We start from the raw sequence: 16,588 nt of genomic DNA on the forward strand, positions 1-16,588 counted from the left end.
CGCCTTCCCCCTCTCTCGCTTCGCGGGAGGGGGACGACACCCTTGGTGCGGGGCGGCGCGGCCGGCGTAGGCCCTTCCTTGGTGTCCCTGAGCTGGGGCATGCTGTTTTGGGATTCACTGCACACAGCAAGCTTCAATTGACAACACGGGCTTCGGCCCGTGTTTGCATTGGGGTGTGTTTGTGATGCTCTGAAATACGCACGGCCCTGGTTTGTTCCGATAATGGAGCGCGTTTTTCTTTCACTGTAGGAAGCCCCTCAATGCCTGTGAATCTCTCCGCTCCCGTGCACGCCGACCTGTTGGCGATCGACGGCGTTCGCATCGGCGTCACCGAAGCCGGTGTGCGCAAGGCCAACCGCAAGGACCTGTCCGTGTTCCTGCTCGACGAGGGCGCTTCGGTGGCTGGCGTGTTCACACAGAACCGTTTCTGCGCAGCGCCTGTGCAGGTCAGCCGCGAGCATCTGGTTCAGACAGCGGGCGCCATCCGTGCCATGGTCATCAACACAGGCAATGCCAATGCAGGCACCGGCGCCGACGGCCTGGCACGTGCGCGCCGTACCTGCGCAGATCTGGCAGCGCTGCTGCAGCTCAAGCCCGAGCAGATCCTGCCGTTCTCCACTGGCGTGATCATGGAAGAGCTGCCTGTGGACCGCATTGCAGCCGGCCTGCCGGCCGCCATTGCCGCAGCCAAGGCCGACAACTGGGGCACGGCTGCCGAGGGCATCATGACCACCGACACCCTGCCCAAGGCCTTCAGCCGGGCCGTGGACATTGGCGGCAAGCGCGTGAGCATCACCGGCATCAGCAAGGGCGCGGGCATGATCCGCCCCAACATGGCGACCATGCTGGGCTTTCTGGCCACCGATGCGGCCATCGCTCCCGAGCTGCTGCAGCCCCTGGTCAAGGAACTGGCCGACGGCTCGTTCAACCGCGTGACCATCGACGGCGACACATCGACCAACGATTCCTTTGTGCTGGTGGCCACGCACAAGGCCGGCAACGCGCAGATCACTTCGCTGTCCAGCGCCGAAGGCCAGGCCCTGAAGGCTGCATTGCTGGATGTGTCGCGTTTGCTGGCCCAGGCCATCGTGCGCGACGGCGAAGGCGCCACCAAGTTCATCACCATCAAGGTGGAGGGTGGCAAGACCGAGGCCGAGTGCCGCCTGGTGGCCTACTCCATCGCGCATTCGCCCCTGGTCAAGACGGCGTTCTTTGCCAGCGACCCGAACCTGGGCCGCATCCTCGCGGCGGTTGGCTATGCTAGCATCGACGATCTGGACCAGACCAAGATCGACCTGTACCTGAACGATGTGCATGTCGCAGTCAATGGCGGCCGCAACCCTGCCTATCAGGAGGAAGACGGCCAGCGCGTGATGAAGCAGCAGGAGATCATCGTGCGCGTGCTACTGGGCCGAGGGGAGGCCGAGCAGACCGTGTGGACCTGCGATCTGAGCCACGACTACGTGAGCATCAACGCCGACTACCGCTCCTGACTCTTCACCCACCGTGCCGCCGGCAGCCGCAGGCCTTGTGCCTGGCTGCTGCCAGCTTTCAATGGCGGCCGGCGCGCAAAAGCTCTGGCGTTGGCATGAGATCCATCTCGATTCCCGGGCATATCCAGCGTCGGTGGCCGTGAGATCCGTATTCGAGAGACATCCATGACATTGCCCACAGAAGCCGCCGCCGCCCCCTTGCTGCAACTCGTGCAGCGCGCCGAGCAGCTGATGCAGCGCATCGAGGCCATCCTGCCCCAGCCGCTGCAATCCCCCGCAGACTGGAATACCGCCATCGCCTGGCGCTATCGCAAGCGCGCCAACGGCTGCGGTTTGCTGGAGCCCGTGCGCCACGTCGGCGCCATGCAACTGTCCGACCTGCAGAACATCGACGTGCAAAAGGACAAGATCGCGCGCAACACCGAGCAGTTCGTGACCGGCCGCACGGCCAACAACGTGCTGCTCACCGGCGCGCGCGGCACGGGCAAATCCTCGCTGATCCGTGCCTGCCTGCATGCCTTTGCTTCGCAGGGCCTGCGCCTGATCGAAGTGGACAAGGCCGATCTGACGGACCTGCCCGACATCGTCGATGTGGTGGCCGGCCGGCCCGAGAAGTTCATCATCTATTGCGACGATCTGAGCTTTGAGGAAGGCGAGCCTGGCTACAAGGCCCTGAAGTCCATTCTGGATGGATCGGTCAGCGCCGCCAGCCCGAACGTGCTGGTCTATGCGACCAGCAATCGCCGCCACCTGCTGCCGGAGTACCAGTCCGAGAATCTGACCTACCAGCGCGGCGAGGATGGGGAGCTGCATCCCGGCGAGGTGATTGAGGAAAAGATCTCCCTGTCCGAGCGCTTCGGCCTGTGGGTGAGCTTCTATCCCTTCAGCCAGGACGAGTACCTGCGCGTGGTGGCTCAATGGCTGGAGGCCCTGGGACTGGACCAGGCCACGATCGAGGCCGCGCGTCCTGAGGCCCTGGTCTGGGCACTGGAACGAGGCTCGCGCAGCGGCCGCGTGGCCCATCAGTTCGCCCGTGACTATGCGGGCCGCGCCGAGCGCCCGAACCAGCGCCAGACTGGCATCGCCGATGTCCAAGGGCTGGCCGAAGAGGCCGAGCTCTGACCAGCCTGCTGCCCGGCCTTGGGGCCGGGCGGTTTTTTGCGAAAGATCAAGTGACTGAAAAAGAAATCTCCTTGAACACCGGCGCCGATGCTGCCCAGTCTCAAACGCCGTCTCAAGCGCCGGCCCGGCGCAAGCACACCGAAGTCGCCGTTGGCGTGCTCCTGCGCGAGTCCGATGGTGCGCTGCTGATCACCAGCCGGCCGCCGGGCAAGCCCTATGCCGGCTATTGGGAGTTCCCTGGTGGGAAGATCGAATCCGGCGAGACCGTGGAGCAGGCATTGCGTCGCGAGCTTCAGGAAGAGCTGGGCGTCGAGATCGCAGCAGCCCCCGTCTGGAAGGTGACCGAGCATGACTATCCGCATGCCCTGGTGCGCCTGCACTGGTGCAAGATCACGCGTTGGAGCGGGGAGTTCGAGATGCGAGAAGGCCAGCAGATGGCCTGGCAGCAACTTCCGCTGCAGGTGCAGCCGGTGCTGCCTGGCGCCTATCCGGTGCTGCAATGGCTCAGCGAGGAACGCGGGCTGCCTTTTGATGCCGGCTTCTACGAGGCAGGCCAACCGAAAGTCTGATCAGGCCTGATCAGGGTTCAGTACGAGGATCGCCGAAGGGCGAATCCTCGGGAGGTATGGGCGCAGGCACGCGGAATTCCTCGTTGGCCCAGGCGCCCAGGTCGATCTGGTAGCAGCGCTCGCTGCAAAAGGGCCGAAAGCGGTTGGCCGGCGCGAACAGGCTGGGGCCGCTGCAGGTCGGGCAGCGCACCGTGGGCCCTGCGGATGCGGATGATGCATCGACAGAGGGCGTGGCTTTCGTGGACATGCCGGCAGTCTTTTTCATCAGCTGCAAAGCGTGACCTCGAACGAGGCATCTTCGCTGCAAGGCTGGGGTTTGGCGCCGCTCTCGGGGCGAAGCAGGCGCACCGAAACCAGCAGGCGGTTGCCGCTGATTTCCGGGACAAGATTCAACGCAGGGTCTATGCGAAGGCGCAGCAGCTGGAAGCTGCGACCGGGCGGCATGGCCTGCTGGAATACGCCCTTTTCTGCGGCCACCCATTGCGGGACACCGGTTTCGCGCAGCATCTTGAGCAGCAGTTGCAGCGACTGACCCAGCGGGGTCAGTGTGCTGGCCCAGTCCTCCAGATCACGCAGGCGCACCTGGGGGTCATGGAACTGCCAGGCGTGATAGGCCGGCAAATCGAAACCGCAGGTGCCGCCAGGGATGCCGATGCGGCTGCGCACGGCCATCAGCCATTCGTTGTCGGTCAGGGACTGGCCGGCCTTTCCGTTCTGGGCATTGAGCTGGGCAAAGCACTGCTCCACATGGCGGGACACCTGGTCGAGCATGTGCTCGGCGATATCGGGGTTGCCGCGCAGGCTGTCGAGCAGGCTTTTGTGGCGTTCGAGGTCCTTGAGCACGTCCGTCTTCAAGTCGGTGCGTGCTGCCACGTCCATGATCTCGAAGATGGTGACCAGCGCGAAATGGTGATCGATGGAATGAGCGCGCGACAGCAGCTCGCCCAGGCGGCGATACAGCTGCTCCAGCCTGAGGTAGGTCCTCAGGCGCTCATTAAAAGGATATTCGTACAGGATCACGCTTGCTGGGCTCCTCGGGGTGCTCAGGAATCAGCTGTCTACGTCGTGCACATGCTGAATTACACGCACAGGCCAAGCCATGGCGTGCATCATAGCCCGAACCATGCCGAGATTCGATCGCTGCATGCGCGCAAAGCCTCTATCGTCATGGCTTCGTCGTTGTAGAGCACCCAGTCGGCTGCCGCCAGCCGTGCCGCGCGGGTGGCCTGGGCGGCGATGATGGCTTGCACAGCATCGCGGGGCAATCCGTTGCGGGCCATGACGCGTGCGATCTGTGTTTCCGTCCGGCAGTCCACGACCAGCACGGCATCGAGCAGGGCAGGCCAGCGGCCGGATTCCACAAGCAGCGGGATGTCATGCACGATGAGCGCGCATCCGCCATCGGTGGCCTGCTGGACTTCAAGGGCCGTTTGCCGAGCCACCAGAGGGTGGATGATGGCTTCCAGCTGCTGGCGTGCTGCAGGCTGCTGGAAGACCAGTTCTCGCATGCGCGCACGGTCCAGAGCACCGTTCGCGTCGATCAGTTCAGGTCCGAAGCTGCGCGCAATCTCGGGCAATGCGGCACCTGCCGGGGCGGTGAGGCTGCGCGAGATCTGGTCGGCATCGATGATGCTTGCTCCGCGCAAGGCAAGCTGTGCGGCCACGGTGCTCTTGCCGCTGCCGATGCCGCCGGTCAGGCCCAGCCGGAACGGACGCGGACGTGGTGGCGGGGCGTTGCTGGATTCCATGCCGCAGTGTCGGATCAAAGACCGATGGCCGCCAACAGGGATTGCAGCATCTGCTGGGGTCCGAACACCATGGCGGCAAAGCCGGCGCCCGCAAGAAAGGGGCCAAAGGGAACATAGCCACCTTCGCGCAGGCGGCTGTTGATCTTCAGCGCAATGCCCACGATGGCGCCAATCACGGACGAGATCAGGATGATGGGCACAAGAGCCTGCCAGCCGAACCAGGCCCCCAGCGCGGCAAACAGCTTGAAGTCGCCGTAGCCCATGCCTTCCTTGCCGGTGACCAGCTTGAAGGCCCAGTAGACCAGCCACAGCGAAAGATAGCCCGCTGCGGCACCCCAGACCGCGTCGGCCAGAGGCACGGCGGTCCAGTGCAGTGCCGATGAAAGCAGCCCGGCCCACAGCAAGGGCAGGGTGATGTCGTCGGGGAGCAGTGTGGTATCCCAGTCGATCAATGCCAGGCTCAGCAAGGCGGCGCTGAACAGGCACCAGATGGCGCCCGTGGGCGTGATGCCCCATTGCATCGTGCAGTAGGCGAATAGCGCAGCGCAGGCCAGTTCCACCAGCGGGTAGCGGATGCTGATCGATGCCTTGCATTCGGAGCAACGGCCCCGCAGCGCCAGATAGCTGAGCACGGGAATGTTCTCGTACCAATGGATGGCATGGCCGCAATGCGGGCAGCGCGAGCGGGGGCGGCTCAGGCTCAGGGGCGGCTCGGCAGGCGGCAGCGCTGTGGCGGGCGATGGCGTGGCGGAGGATGAAGATTGCTCTTGCGCCCATTGGGCGCATTCCGCATTCCATTGCTGCTCCATCATGCGGGGCAGCCTATGCACCACCACGTTGAGAAAGCTGCCAACCAACAGGCCCAGCAGGCCGCCCAATGCAGCCTGCATCCAGAGTTCCAAAACCATCAGACCACCTGACCCAGCTTGAAGATGGGCAGATACATCGAAACCACGATGCCGCCGATGAGGGTGCCCAGGAAAACAATGATGATGGGCTCCATCAGGCTGGACAGGCCAGCCACCATGTCATCGACTTCCTCTTCGTAGAAATCGGCTGCCTTGCCAAGCATGTGGTCGATGGAGCCGGATTCCTCGCCGATGGCGCACATCTGCAGCACCATGGAGGGAAAGACGTTGGCATTGGTCATGGCTACCGTGAGGCTGGTGCCGGTGGAGACTTCCTGCTGGATCTTCTCGGTGGCATTGGCGTAGATGGCATTCCCGGAGGCGCCGCCGACGGAATCCAGTGCTTCGACCAGCGGAACGCCTGCAGCAAACATGGTCGACAGCGTGCGCGTCCAGCGTGCAACGCAGGACTTTTCGATCAATGCGCCAAAGACCGGCATCTTCAACATTGCACGATCCATGAACTGCTGCATGCGCTCATTGCGCTTCCAGGCCTGCATGAAGAAGTAGAAGCCGCCTCCGATCACGCCGAAGATTACCCACCACCATTGGACAAAGATGTCGCTGACACCCATCACGAACAGAGTCGGGGCCGGCAGATCCGCACCGAACGAGCTGAACACGTCCTTGAAGGCCGGGATCACGAAAAGCATGATGATGGTCACGACGATGAAGGCCACAACGACCACCGAAATCGGATACATCAACGCCGACTTGATCTTGGACTTGATGGCTTCGGTCTTCTCCATGTAGGTGGCCAGGCGGTCCAGCAGGGCTTCCAGGATACCGGCAGCTTCGCCTGCCTCTACCAGATTGCAGTAGAGGCTGTCGAAGTAAAGGGGGTGCTTGCGATAGGCCGCATTCAGTGAGGTGCCGGTCTCCACGTCGGAGCGGATATCGGCCAGCAGGCGCGTCACACTGGGGTTGGTGTTGCCGCGCCCGACGATGTCGAAGGCCTGCAGCAGAGGGACGCCAGCCTTCATCATCGTGGCCATCTGGCGCGTGAACAGCGCGATGTCCTTGGGCTTGATCTTCTTGCCGCCGCGCGTACGGCGCTTCTTGATCTTGCTGGGAAGCACGCCCTGACGGCGCAGCATGGCCTGGACCTGATTGATGCCCCCGGCCCGGGTTTCGCCGCGGACGATCTTGCCGTTGCGATCCTTGCCCTCCCATTCAAAGACAAATTCCTTGATTCCTTTGGACGCGGCTGTGGCCATCGTGCTCCCTCTTTTGTTGTCTGCGCTGTCCGCGCTATTTACTCATTGGTGACTGCCAGCACTTCTTCGAGCGAGGTCAGTCCTAGTCTGGCCTTGTGCAGTCCGGATCCGCGCAGAGACCGCACGCCTTCACGCTTGGCCTGTGCCGCGATCTCCAGCGCGCTGCCGTCCTGCAGGATGATGCGCTGGATTTCCTCGCTGATCGGCATCACCTGGTAGATGCCGACGCGTCCCTTGTAGCCGTTGTTGCATGCCTGGCAGCCCACGGGCTTGTAGGTGACCCAGCTGCCATCAATGTCCGCCTCGTCATAGCCCGCCTCCAGCAGCGCCTCCTGCGGGATATCCGCAGGCTCCTTGCACTGGGGGCACAGGCGCCTGGCCAGCCGCTGGGCGGTGATCAGAATCACGCTCGATGCGATGTTGAAGGGGGCAATGCCCATGTTGCGCATGCGCGTCAACGTGGTCGGTGCATCGTTGGTGTGCAGCGTGGACAGCACCAAGTGGCCGGTCTGTGCGGCCTTGATCGAGATGTCGGCGGTTTCCAGGTCGCGGATTTCGCCGACCATGATGATGTCGGGATCCTGGCGCAGAAAGGCCTTGAGCGCCGTCGCAAAGGTAAGGCCCGCCTTTTCGTTCACATTGACCTGATTGACGCCGGGCAGGTTGATTTCCGAGGGGTCTTCTGCCGTCGCGATGTTCACCCCGGCCTTGTTCAGCATGTTCAGGCAGGTGTACAGTGACACCGTCTTGCCCGAGCCCGTGGGGCCTGTCACCAGAATCATTCCGTAGGGGCGCCCGATGGCTTCGATCAGACGTGCCTTTTCCTCGGGTTCGTAACCCAGGGCATCAATGCCCATCTTGGCCGAGCTCGGGTCAAGGATACGGATCACGATCTTCTCGCCAAAGAGCGTGGGCAGGGTGCTCACGCGAAAATCGATGACGCGGTCCGGGCCGACCTTGAGCTTCATGCGGCCATCTTGAGGAACACGTTTTTCCGAGATGTCCAGGCGCGAGATCACCTTGATGCGCGAGGCCAACTTCTCCTTTATGGCAATGGGCGGTGATGCGATTTCGCGCAACTCGCCGTCAATGCGGAAGCGTACGCGATATTGATGTTCGTAGGGCTCGAAATGCAGGTCCGACGCGCGCATGTTGAAGGCGTCGAGCAGCATTTTGTGCAGGAACTTGACGATGGGCGCGTCCTCGACGTCCGCTGCCGCCGTGTTGTCTTTCTCCTCGGCAACCTCGTCGGGCTTGAGGTCGCCGAACTCGAAATCGCCGCCCCCGCTGTAGCTCTCCATGGCTTCGCTGGCGCTTTTGCTCTGCTGAGCTATCAGGCGCTCCAGCTTGTCGGCCTCGACGATGATCCAATCCACGCCTAGCTGGGTGGTGAACTTGATCTGCTCTGCAGCTTCCTGCTGTGTCGGGTCGGCCGTGGCCACCGTGATGCGGTTGCCGCGCTTGCTCAAGGGGAGGACGCGATAGGAGCTGATGATCTTGGCGTCCAGCAACTCATGCGGCAGGCGCGCGGCGTTGATGGCATCTAGATCGAGCAGCGGTGCGCTGAACATGGTTGAGACCGTCTCGGCCACTTCCAGGGCCGAGAGGATGCCCGCGTTGCTCAACTCGGCAATGAACGAGGTGCGGTTGGCGCCGGCCTTGCTGGCGGCGGCTTCCGCTGCCTGCTGCGATACCTTGCCTGCTGATATCAGGGCTCGCCCGATGCCGGGGAGCGATGCAACAGCGGAAGCATTCTTGAGCGAGGAGTCAGCAACAGCCATGTAGCAAGACGTTTGAGAGGAAAGGACATTTATCCTATCATCCCTGAAGGCTTGAAAGGCCAGACGCACTATTGCGCACCCAGGTCTTGAACCTGGCTCAATGGTGGCGTGGTGATGAAGTGACCAGAAATGGTCGGGGTGAGAGGATTCGAACCTCCGGCCTCTACGTCCCGAACGTAGCGCTCTACCAGGCTAAGCTACACCCCGTTGCTTTTTTAGACAAAGCAATGCAGCCTGAAATCAGGTGCGTCGCTCCAAAAGCTGAGAGGCTAATTGTAGCAAACTTGCCGTATGCAAATTGCTCGGGAGCACATTTATTGCGTCGATGGCGCGGCGTGCCTCGGCGTGTGCAGCCTCGCGTGCCACGTCCAGCGCACCTGTGCTGCGCACGATATCCACCACGGCAGACAACTGCTCGGTTGAGCCCTGCTCGATGGCGTTGCGCACGATGGCAGCCTGCTCCGGAGTGCCGCGCTGCATGGCGGCAATCAGCGGCAGGGTGCACTTGCCTTCGCGCAGGTCGTCTCCCAGGTTCTTGCCCATTTCCTGGGTGTCGCCTGTGTAGTCGAGCACGTCGTCAATGATCTGGAAGGCGGTGCCCAGGGCCTGTCCATAGATGGCGCAGGCCTGTTCGATCTCGCGGGGGGCGTCGGCCAGCACGGCGCCCAGCTGCGCGCTGGCCTCAAACAACTGGGCGGTCTTGGAGCGGATGACGTGCAGGTAGCCGGCTTCGTCCAGCGAGGCATCATGCGTGTTGATCAACTGCTGCACCTCGCCCTCGGCGATCACGTTGGTGGCGTCCGAGAGGATCTTGAGCACACGCATGCTGCCCACTTCCACCATCATCTGGAAGGAGCGCGAGTGCAGGAAGTCCCCGACCAGCACGCTGGCCGGATTGCCGAAGGTCTCGTTGGCCGTCGGGCGGCCACGGCGCAGGGTGGACTCGTCCACCACGTCGTCGTGCAGCAGAGTGGCGGTATGAATCAGCTCGACCACGGCCGCCAGGACATGCCTGTCCCTGCCTTCGTAGCCCAGCGCATTGCAGACCATGAGCAGCAGGGCCGGGCGAAGCCGCTTGCCGCCGGCAGCGATGATGTACTGGGAGATCTGGGCAATCAGCGGGACGGTGGTCGTCAGGCGCTGGGCGATCACATGATCCACCTCGCGCATGTCGTCAGTGATCAGGGCAAGCGGATTGGGGGTGGAGAGAGCTGTGGTCAAGGTACTGTGGCCGCCAAGTGGATCGGCAATTATAGGAAGAGCGATCCCGCCTGCGGCCGGCCCTGGCGGTTGTTTGGGCGCGGGGTGGGAGCGCTTCATGCAAAGAATGTGAGTGCGTGCTAGAATCCTCGGCTTCCGTGGAAATTCGTTCGCGGAACTCTCAAATTCAAGAGGTTTAAATGTACGCAGTCATAAAAACCGGCGGCAAGCAGTATCGCGTTGCAGCTGGCGAAAAGATCAAGGTAGAACAGATTGCTGCGGACGTAGGCCAAGAAGTTGTGATCGATCAGGTTCTGGCAGTCGGCAACGGCGCTGAAATCAAGGTCGGCACACCTCTGGTGTCCGGTGCGTCTGTCAAGGCAACCGTGGTTGCTCACGGCAAGCACGACAAAGTGCACATCTTCAAGATGCGCCGTCGTAAGCATTATCAGAAGCGCCAAGGCCATCGCCAGCAGTTCACAGAGCTGCAGATCGTGGCGATCGCTGCTTAATTCAGGAGCTGAGTCATGGCACAGAAAAAAGGCGGCGGCTCTACGCGAAACGGGCGCGATTCCAAGCCCAAAATGCTCGGCGTGAAGGCTTTCGGTGGTGAACTGATCACGGCCGGCTCGATCATCGTGCGCCAACGTGGCACCAAGTTCCATCCCGGCGACAACGTCGGCGTGGGCAAGGACCACACCCTGTACGCTCTGGTGGACGGCCACGTGTCGTTTGCTGTCAAGGGTGCACTGTCCAAGCACACGGTCAATGTGACGGCTGCCTAAGCCCTGTCACTTCGACGCTCGAAGCCCCGACCTGTCGGGGCTTTGTCGTTTCAGGAGGGTTGTGCATCGTGCCTTCGCCCTCTTTTCCGTCTCTGAGGTGTGGCCTGGGGCTGTCTGGTGCACACTGCTTTTTGTAAACTGGATGCCTCATGAAGTTCGTCGACGAAGCTTATATCGACATTTCCGCCGGTGACGGCGGCAATGGCTGCGTGTCATTCCGGCACGAAAAATACAAGGAATTTGGCGGTCCCGATGGTGGAGACGGTGGCCGTGGCGGCCATGTCTACGCGGTGGCCGATGTCAACCTCAACACTCTGGTGGACTACCGCTTCTCGCGCCGGCACGATGCCACGCGCGGTGAGCACGGCAAGGGCTCGGACATGTTTGGTGCGGCGGGCAACGACATCACGCTGCGCATGCCGGTTGGCACCATCATCAGTGATGCCGAAACCGGCGAGGTGCTCTACGAGCTGCTGACGGCCGGTGAGGTGGTCACCATTGCCAAGGGTGGCGACGGCGGCTACGGCAACCTGCGCTTCAAGAGCGCCATCAACCGCGCGCCTCGGCAAAAGACACCGGGCTGGCCTGGCGAGCGCAAGAATCTCAAGCTGGAGCTCAAGGTACTGGCCGACGTGGGTCTGCTGGGTATGCCCAATGCGGGCAAGTCCACCTTCATTGCCGCGGTCTCCAATGCGCGTCCCAAGATTGCCGACTACCCGTTCACCACGCTGCATCCCAATTTGGGGGTGGTGCGCGTCGCTGCCGAGCAGAGCTTTGTGGTGGCCGACATCCCTGGCCTGATCGAAGGCGCCTCGGAAGGTGCGGGCCTGGGTCACCAGTTCCTGCGCCATCTGCAGCGCACCCGATTGCTGCTGCATGTGGTGGACCTGGCGCCGTTCGATGACAGCGTGGATCCTGTGGCTCAGGCCAAGGCCATCGTGGGCGAGCTGCAGAAGTACGATGCCGAGCTGTACAACAAGCCGCGCTGGCTGGTGCTCAACAAGCTGGACATGGTGCCGGCCGAGGAGCGCGCCGCACGCGTCAAGGACTTCGTCAAGCGCTTCAAGTGGAAGGGGCCGGTCTTCGAGATTTCCGCCCTGACGCGCGAAGGCTGTGAAGTGCTGATCCGCACCATCTACAAACATGTGCATGAGCAGCAGCAGATCGAGGCCGGTCCCAAGGAAATCGATCCGCGCTTCGTCGAAGTCGAGGGTGATGGCGTGGATCTCACCGATCCGCGTTTTGCCCCCCGCGATTCCGAGTAAGAGCCGCCTGCCGCTCCCATCGCCTTGATCACAACAGCGGCGCGGCCTGCCTGGGCCTGCGCTGCAAGAATCACTATCCATCCATGTCTTCCAACTTGTTGCGTGATGCCCATCGCATCGTGGTCAAGGTCGGCTCCAGCCTAGTGACCAATGAAGGTCGCGGTCTTGACGAAGCCGCCATCCAGGAATGGAGCCGCCAGCTGGCGGCCCTGGTGCGCGGGGATGAGAGCCATGGCGGTCAGCGGCGCGAGGTGATCATGGTCTCCAGCGGGGCGGTGGCTGAAGGCATGAAGCGCCTTGGCTGGGCCGCGCGGCCCAAGGAGATCCATGAGCTGCAGGCCGCTGCAGCCGTGGGCCAGATGGGGCTGATACAGATGTACGAGTCCAAGCTGCGCGAGCAGGGCATGGGCAGTGCCCAGGTGCTGCTCACGCATGCCGACCTGGCGGACCGCGAGCGCTATCTGAATGCGCGCAACACCTTGCTGACGCTGCTGGAGCTGGGCATCGTGCCGGTGATCAACGAGAACGACACCGTGGTCAACGATGAGATCAAGTTCGGCGACAACGACACCCTGGGTGCTTTGGTGGCCAATCTGATCGAAGCCGATGCCCTGGTCATCCTGACCGATCAGCGAGGCCTTTACAGCGCAGATCCGCGCAGCAATCCCGATGCGCGTTTCATCGACGTGGCAAATGCCGGCGATCCTGCACTGGAGGAGATGGCGGGCGGTGCGGGCTCGTCCATCGGCAAGGGTGGGATGATCACCAAGATCCTCGCGGCCAAACGTGCGGCGGGGTCGGGTGCTTCAACCGTCATCGCCTGGGGCCGTGAACAGGACGTGCTGGTGCGTCTGGCTGCGGGCGAGTCCATTGGCACGCTGCTCGTGGCGCAGACCCACAAGAACCAGGCGCGCAAGCAGTGGATTGCTGACCATCTGCAACTGCGCGGTTCTGTGTCCGTGGATGCCGGTGCCGTGGCCAAGCTGCGCGACGAAGGCAAGAGCCTGCTGCCCATCGGCATGGTGAATGTGGATGGCGAATTCGCCCGCGGCGATGTGATTGCCGTGCGCGATGCGCTGGGCATCGAGGTGGCGCGTGGTCTGGCCAACTATGCAAGTGCCGAGGCGCGTCTGCTTTGTCGTAAGAGCTCGGTGGAGATCGAGCGCCTGCTGGGCTATTCCGCAGGCCCGGAGATGGTGCACCGCGACAACATGGTGATTGCCGGGCACTGATGCCTGCGCAATCGGGGCAAAGAAAAAGCGCACCCTCGGGTGCGCTTTTGCATGGAGCCTTTGGCTTCAGGCCTTGCCTGGATCGGGGTGCAAGACCTGCTGCTGCCCTGACTGTGGATCAGGATCGAAGCAGGCACCAGGCGGCAACTCCATGCCGGGATTGACGCGAAAGCTGCCTGAGCGCGCCGGATGCAAGCCTGGGGCGCCATAGGTTTCGGGGCCTGTTTCATGGGCTTCCCTGGGGCGCATGCCGCTGCGAAGATAGCGGTTGCGCTGCTGCTCGCCCCGTGGCAAAAAGCGTGCCAGCTCGGTCAGGGCCATCTCGTAGACGCCGCGTTTGAACTCCACCACCACATCCAGTGGCACCCAGTAGTCGTTCCAGCGCCAGGCGTCGAATTCGGGGTGGTCGGTGGCACGCAGGTTCAAATCCCAGTCGTGACCCATGAGTTGCAGCAAATACCAGATCTGCTTCTGGCCTTTGTAGTGTCCGCGCGCATCGCGGCGGATGTACCGGTCTGGCACCTCGTAGCGCAACCAGTCCCGGGTGCGGGCGACCACGCGAACGTGGTTGGGCATCAACCCCACTTCCTCATGCAGTTCCCGGAACATGGCCTGTTCGGGTGTCTCCCCCCGGTCAATGCCGCCCTGTGGAAACTGCCAGCTGTGGGTGCGGATGCGCTTGCCCCAGAACACCTGGTTCTTTTGGTTGAGCAGGATGATGCCGACGTTCGGGCGAAATCCGTCCCGGTCAAGCATAATCGAACCCCAATTTTCTGAATTGTGTCCATTATGCACGGTGCCTTGCCAGCGGCAAGCACGCTGCCCCGATTCCCGCGAAGCCCCTGATCCATGAAAGCCTCCCAATTTTTCATCTCCACCCTCAAGGAAGCTCCGGCCGATGCCGAAGTGGTCAGCCACAAGCTCATGACGCGGGCCGGCCTGATCAAGAAGCTGGGCGCAGGCATCTATAACTACATGCCCATGGGGCTGCGCGTGATCCGCAAGGTCGAGGCCATCGTGCGCGAGGAAATGAACCGTGCCGGTGCCGTGGAAGTGACCATGCCCGTGGTCCAGCCTGCCGAGATGTGGGAGGAGACCGGCCGCTTCGAGAAGATGGGCCCCGAGCTGCTGCGCATCAAGGACCGCCATGGCCGTGACTTCGTGATCCAGCCCACCAGCGAAGAGGTGGTGACGGACATTGCGCGCCAGGAGCTTAAGAGCTACAAGCAACTGCCCAAGAATTTCTACCAGATCCAGACCAAGTTCCGCGATGAGCGCCGCCCGCGCTTTGGCCTGATGCGCGGCCGCGAGTTCATCATGAAGGACGCCTATTCCTTCGACAAGGACCGCGACACCGCCCAGATCAGCTACCAGACCATGCGCGCGGCCTACAAGCGCATCTTCGATCGCTTCGGCCTGCAGTACCGTGCCGTGCGTGCCGACAGCGGCGCCATCGGCGGTGATCTGAGCGAGGAATTCCAGGTGATCGCCTCCACGGGCGAAGACGCCATCGTCTACTGCCCGAGCAGCGACTACGCCGCCAATATCGAGAAGGCCGAGGCCCTGGCGCCTGCAGCCCCCCGTCCCGCTGCAGCCCAGGCCATGGCCCGTGTGGCAACGCCGGGCAACAGCACCTGCGAATCCGTGGCTGCCCAGCTGGGCCTTCCGCTGTCGCAGACGGTGAAGTCCCTGGTGCTGGCCACCGACAAGCTCGACGACAAGGGCGATGTGGCGGGAAGCCAGGTCTGGCTGCTGCTGCTGCGTGGCGACCATGAGATGAACGAGATCAAGGTGGCCAAGGTGCCTGGCCTGGACGTGGGCTTCCGCTTTGCCACGGTGGCCGAGATCGAGGAGCACTTCGGTTGCCAGCCCGGCTACCTGGGGCCCATCGGCCTGAAGAAGCCCGTGAAGCTGGTCGTTGACCGCGAGGTGGCCGTGATGGCCGACTGGGTCTGCGGCGCGAACGAGGCCGACTTCCACATCACCGGCGTGAACTTTGGCCGTGACCTGCCTGAGCCCGATGTCGTGGCCGACCTGCGCAATGTGGTGGCCGGCGACAAGTCCCCCGATGGCGCAGGCGAGCTGGCCATCGAGCGCGGCATCGAAGTGGGCCATGTGTTCTACCTGGGTACCAAGTACTCCCAGGCCATGAACGCCACCTTCCTGGCCGAGAACGGCAAGCCCTCGCTGTTTGAAATGGGTTGCTACGGCATTGGCGTGACGCGCCTGCCCGCTGCCGCCATTGAGCAGAACCATGATGAGCGCGGCATTATCTGGCCCGACGCGATTGCGCCCTTCACCGTGGTGGTCTGCCCCATCGGCATGGACCGCAGCGAGCCCGTGAAGGAAGCCGCTGAGAAGCTGCATGCCGAGCTGCTGGCACTGGGCGTGGACGTGATTCTGGATGACCGCGGCGAACGCCCGGGCGCCATGTTTGCCGACTGGGAACTGATTGGCGTGCCGCACCGCGTGGTGCTGTCCGACCGGGGCCTCAAGGAAGGCCAGGTCGAGTACCAGCATCGCCGCGACACGGAAGCGACCAAGATGGCCGCTGCCGATGTGCTGGGCCATCTCAAGCAGAGGCTGGGTCTGTGAGCCAGGCCCCCGTGATAGCGCGCCGTGATTGCCTGCGCCTGGCGGCTTCGCTGGGTGCTGCGCCGTTGCTGGGCGCGGTGGCCGCGCCCGCCTGGGCTGGCGGGCAGCTGGAAGAGCCGCTGGCCGATTCGGTGCGCACCGCGCTGAGTTCGGCCGTCACGGGATCGGCGCCGCCCGAGCTGCGCTTTGCCTCCACCGAGGCCCGCATGGACTACCTGCGCTGGCTCACGGCCAGCAGCGAGCGCCTGCGCTCGCGCAAGCCCGAACTTGCAACACGGCTGGAGTTCCTGCAGACCGTCTGGTACGAGGCCAAGCGCGCCGGCCTGGAAGTCTCGCTGGTGATGGGACTGGTGCAGGTGGAGAGCGCGTTCCGCAAGTTCGCCATCTCCAGCGTGGGCGCGCGCGGCTATATGCAGATCATGCCGTTCTGGATGCGGCTGATCGGCGATGGCGACATCGGCAAGCTGTTCCACATGCAGACCAATCTGCGCTTTGGCTGCGTCATCCTGCGCCACTATCTGGACCGTGAAAACGGCGATGCCTACATGGCGCTGGGCCGCTACAACGGCAGCCGCGGCCAGCCCCAGTATCCGAATGCGGTGTTTGCTGCGCAGCGCCGCTGGGAGATCGAGCCCTCGCGCTCGGCCTGAGGAGCCGCAGGCTGGCGCCTGGC

17 protein-coding genes and 1 tRNA gene are annotated in these 16,588 nt (G+C 63.1%); 9 read left to right on the plus strand and 9 right to left on the minus strand.

Going from position 1 to position 16,588, the window contains the following annotated elements; all coding sequences use genetic code 11:
• Positions 1-260: 260 nt before the first annotated feature.
• The 3 genes from argJ to KDK82_RS01400 all read left to right on the plus strand — a co-directional run bounded on the left by argJ (position 261) and on the right by KDK82_RS01400 (position 3,184).
• Entirely contained in the window at positions 261-1,493 is a 1,233-nt protein-coding gene (gene argJ, locus KDK82_RS01390; protein WP_088163856.1) for a bifunctional glutamate N-acetyltransferase/amino-acid acetyltransferase ArgJ, read from the plus strand.
• Positions 1,494-1,658: 165 nt separating this feature from the next.
• The gene (locus KDK82_RS01395) at positions 1,659-2,615 is read left to right on the plus strand and encodes an ATP-binding protein (protein WP_088163857.1); all 957 of its coding nucleotides are present in this window, start codon (positions 1,659-1,661) and stop codon (positions 2,613-2,615) included.
• Between the two features lie 71 nt (positions 2,616-2,686).
• Positions 2,687-3,184, plus strand: coding sequence for a (deoxy)nucleoside triphosphate pyrophosphohydrolase (locus tag KDK82_RS01400; protein ID WP_256974382.1), 498 nt, complete (start codon positions 2,687-2,689; stop codon positions 3,182-3,184).
• Positions 3,185-3,194: 10 nt separating this feature from the next.
• Here the strand turns inward: KDK82_RS01400 and KDK82_RS01405 are convergent, their stop codons facing one another.
• The 8 genes from KDK82_RS01405 to KDK82_RS01440 all read right to left on the minus strand — a co-directional run bounded on the left by KDK82_RS01405 (position 3,195) and on the right by KDK82_RS01440 (position 10,008).
• On the minus strand, positions 3,195-3,431 hold the full coding sequence (locus KDK82_RS01405) for a DNA gyrase inhibitor YacG (protein ID WP_088165409.1): 237 nt from the start codon (positions 3,429-3,431) through the stop codon (positions 3,195-3,197).
• 17 nt (positions 3,432-3,448) lie between these two features.
• The gene (zapD, locus tag KDK82_RS01410) at positions 3,449-4,204 is read right to left on the minus strand and encodes a cell division protein ZapD (RefSeq protein ID WP_012207290.1); all 756 of its coding nucleotides are present in this window, start codon (positions 4,202-4,204) and stop codon (positions 3,449-3,451) included.
• 89 nt (positions 4,205-4,293) lie between these two features.
• Positions 4,294-4,932 (minus strand): dephospho-CoA kinase, encoded by a 639-nt coding sequence (gene coaE, locus KDK82_RS01415; RefSeq protein WP_088163859.1) that lies wholly within the window; start codon positions 4,930-4,932, stop codon positions 4,294-4,296.
• A gap of 14 nt (positions 4,933-4,946) precedes the next feature.
• Positions 4,947-5,840: an A24 family peptidase gene (locus tag KDK82_RS01420; protein WP_088163860.1), complete on the minus strand. Its 894-nt coding sequence runs from the start codon at positions 5,838-5,840 to the stop codon at positions 4,947-4,949.
• Entirely contained in the window at positions 5,840-7,057 is a 1,218-nt protein-coding gene (locus KDK82_RS01425) for a type II secretion system F family protein (protein ID WP_012207287.1), read from the minus strand. The genes KDK82_RS01420 and KDK82_RS01425 overlap by 1 nt, the downstream gene beginning before the upstream one ends.
• A gap of 38 nt (positions 7,058-7,095) precedes the next feature.
• Positions 7,096-8,838, minus strand: coding sequence for a type IV-A pilus assembly ATPase PilB (gene pilB, locus KDK82_RS01430; RefSeq protein ID WP_088163861.1), 1,743 nt, complete (start codon positions 8,836-8,838; stop codon positions 7,096-7,098).
• A gap of 130 nt (positions 8,839-8,968) precedes the next feature.
• Positions 8,969-9,045, minus strand: a tRNA-Pro gene (locus KDK82_RS01435).
• A gap of 33 nt (positions 9,046-9,078) precedes the next feature.
• On the minus strand, positions 9,079-10,008 hold the full coding sequence (locus KDK82_RS01440; protein WP_034396917.1) for a polyprenyl synthetase family protein: 930 nt from the start codon (positions 10,006-10,008) through the stop codon (positions 9,079-9,081).
• Between the two features lie 230 nt (positions 10,009-10,238).
• Between KDK82_RS01440 and rplU the strand changes: the two genes are divergently transcribed.
• The 4 genes from rplU (at position 10,239) to proB (ending at position 13,320) form a co-directional block, all read left to right on the plus strand.
• Positions 10,239-10,550, plus strand: a complete 312-nt coding sequence (gene rplU, locus KDK82_RS01445; RefSeq protein ID WP_012207284.1) for a 50S ribosomal protein L21 — start codon at positions 10,239-10,241, stop codon at positions 10,548-10,550.
• Between the two features lie 15 nt (positions 10,551-10,565).
• Complete coding sequence (rpmA, locus tag KDK82_RS01450) at positions 10,566-10,823, plus strand: 50S ribosomal protein L27 (RefSeq protein ID WP_012207283.1); 258 nt, start codon at positions 10,566-10,568, stop codon at positions 10,821-10,823.
• A gap of 149 nt (positions 10,824-10,972) precedes the next feature.
• Positions 10,973-12,088: an Obg family GTPase CgtA gene (cgtA, locus tag KDK82_RS01455; RefSeq protein WP_012207282.1), complete on the plus strand. Its 1,116-nt coding sequence runs from the start codon at positions 10,973-10,975 to the stop codon at positions 12,086-12,088.
• A gap of 83 nt (positions 12,089-12,171) precedes the next feature.
• On the plus strand, positions 12,172-13,320 hold the full coding sequence (proB, locus tag KDK82_RS01460) for a glutamate 5-kinase (RefSeq protein WP_012207281.1): 1,149 nt from the start codon (positions 12,172-12,174) through the stop codon (positions 13,318-13,320).
• Positions 13,321-13,386: 66 nt separating this feature from the next.
• Here the strand turns inward: proB and KDK82_RS01465 are convergent, their stop codons facing one another.
• Complete coding sequence (locus KDK82_RS01465) at positions 13,387-14,076, minus strand: RNA pyrophosphohydrolase (RefSeq protein WP_012207280.1); 690 nt, start codon at positions 14,074-14,076, stop codon at positions 13,387-13,389.
• 93 nt (positions 14,077-14,169) lie between these two features.
• Between KDK82_RS01465 and KDK82_RS01470 the strand changes: the two genes are divergently transcribed.
• Both KDK82_RS01470 and KDK82_RS01475 read left to right on the plus strand, forming a co-directional pair.
• The gene (locus KDK82_RS01470) at positions 14,170-15,915 is read left to right on the plus strand and encodes a proline--tRNA ligase (RefSeq protein WP_088163862.1); all 1,746 of its coding nucleotides are present in this window, start codon (positions 14,170-14,172) and stop codon (positions 15,913-15,915) included.
• Complete coding sequence (locus KDK82_RS01475) at positions 15,912-16,565, plus strand: lytic transglycosylase domain-containing protein (RefSeq protein ID WP_034396910.1); 654 nt, start codon at positions 15,912-15,914, stop codon at positions 16,563-16,565. The genes KDK82_RS01470 and KDK82_RS01475 overlap by 4 nt, the downstream gene beginning before the upstream one ends.
• Positions 16,566-16,588: the final 23 nt, after the last annotated feature.

Origin of the sequence: Delftia sp. K82 (assembly GCF_002193035.1) — a bacterium.
Lineage (GTDB): Bacteria > Pseudomonadota > Gammaproteobacteria > Burkholderiales > Burkholderiaceae_C > Comamonas > Comamonas acidovorans.

Coding starts and splice junctions, on each gene's coding strand:
- argJ (WP_088163856.1), top strand. CDS start 261: ATGCCTGTGAATCTCTCCGCTCCCGTGCACGCCGACCTGTTGGCGATC.
- KDK82_RS01395 (WP_088163857.1), top strand. CDS start 1,659: ATGACATTGCCCACAGAAGCCGCCGCCGCCCCCTTGCTGCAACTCGTG.
- KDK82_RS01405 (WP_088165409.1), bottom strand. CDS start 3,431: ATGTCCACGAAAGCCACGCCCTCTGTCGATGCATCATCCGCATCCGCA.
- coaE (WP_088163859.1), bottom strand. CDS start 4,932: ATGGAATCCAGCAACGCCCCGCCACCACGTCCGCGTCCGTTCCGGCTG.
- KDK82_RS01420 (WP_088163860.1), bottom strand. CDS start 5,840: ATGGTTTTGGAACTCTGGATGCAGGCTGCATTGGGCGGCCTGCTGGGC.
- KDK82_RS01425 (WP_012207287.1), bottom strand. CDS start 7,057: ATGGCCACAGCCGCGTCCAAAGGAATCAAGGAATTTGTCTTTGAATGG.
- pilB (WP_088163861.1), bottom strand. CDS start 8,838: ATGGCTGTTGCTGACTCCTCGCTCAAGAATGCTTCCGCTGTTGCATCG.
- KDK82_RS01440 (WP_034396917.1), bottom strand. CDS start 10,008: ATGCGCGAGGTGGATCATGTGATCGCCCAGCGCCTGACGACCACCGTC.
- rplU (WP_012207284.1), top strand. CDS start 10,239: ATGTACGCAGTCATAAAAACCGGCGGCAAGCAGTATCGCGTTGCAGCT.
- rpmA (WP_012207283.1), top strand. CDS start 10,566: ATGGCACAGAAAAAAGGCGGCGGCTCTACGCGAAACGGGCGCGATTCC.
- cgtA (WP_012207282.1), top strand. CDS start 10,973: ATGAAGTTCGTCGACGAAGCTTATATCGACATTTCCGCCGGTGACGGC.
- proB (WP_012207281.1), top strand. CDS start 12,172: ATGTCTTCCAACTTGTTGCGTGATGCCCATCGCATCGTGGTCAAGGTC.
- KDK82_RS01465 (WP_012207280.1), bottom strand. CDS start 14,076: ATGCTTGACCGGGACGGATTTCGCCCGAACGTCGGCATCATCCTGCTC.
- KDK82_RS01470 (WP_088163862.1), top strand. CDS start 14,170: ATGAAAGCCTCCCAATTTTTCATCTCCACCCTCAAGGAAGCTCCGGCC.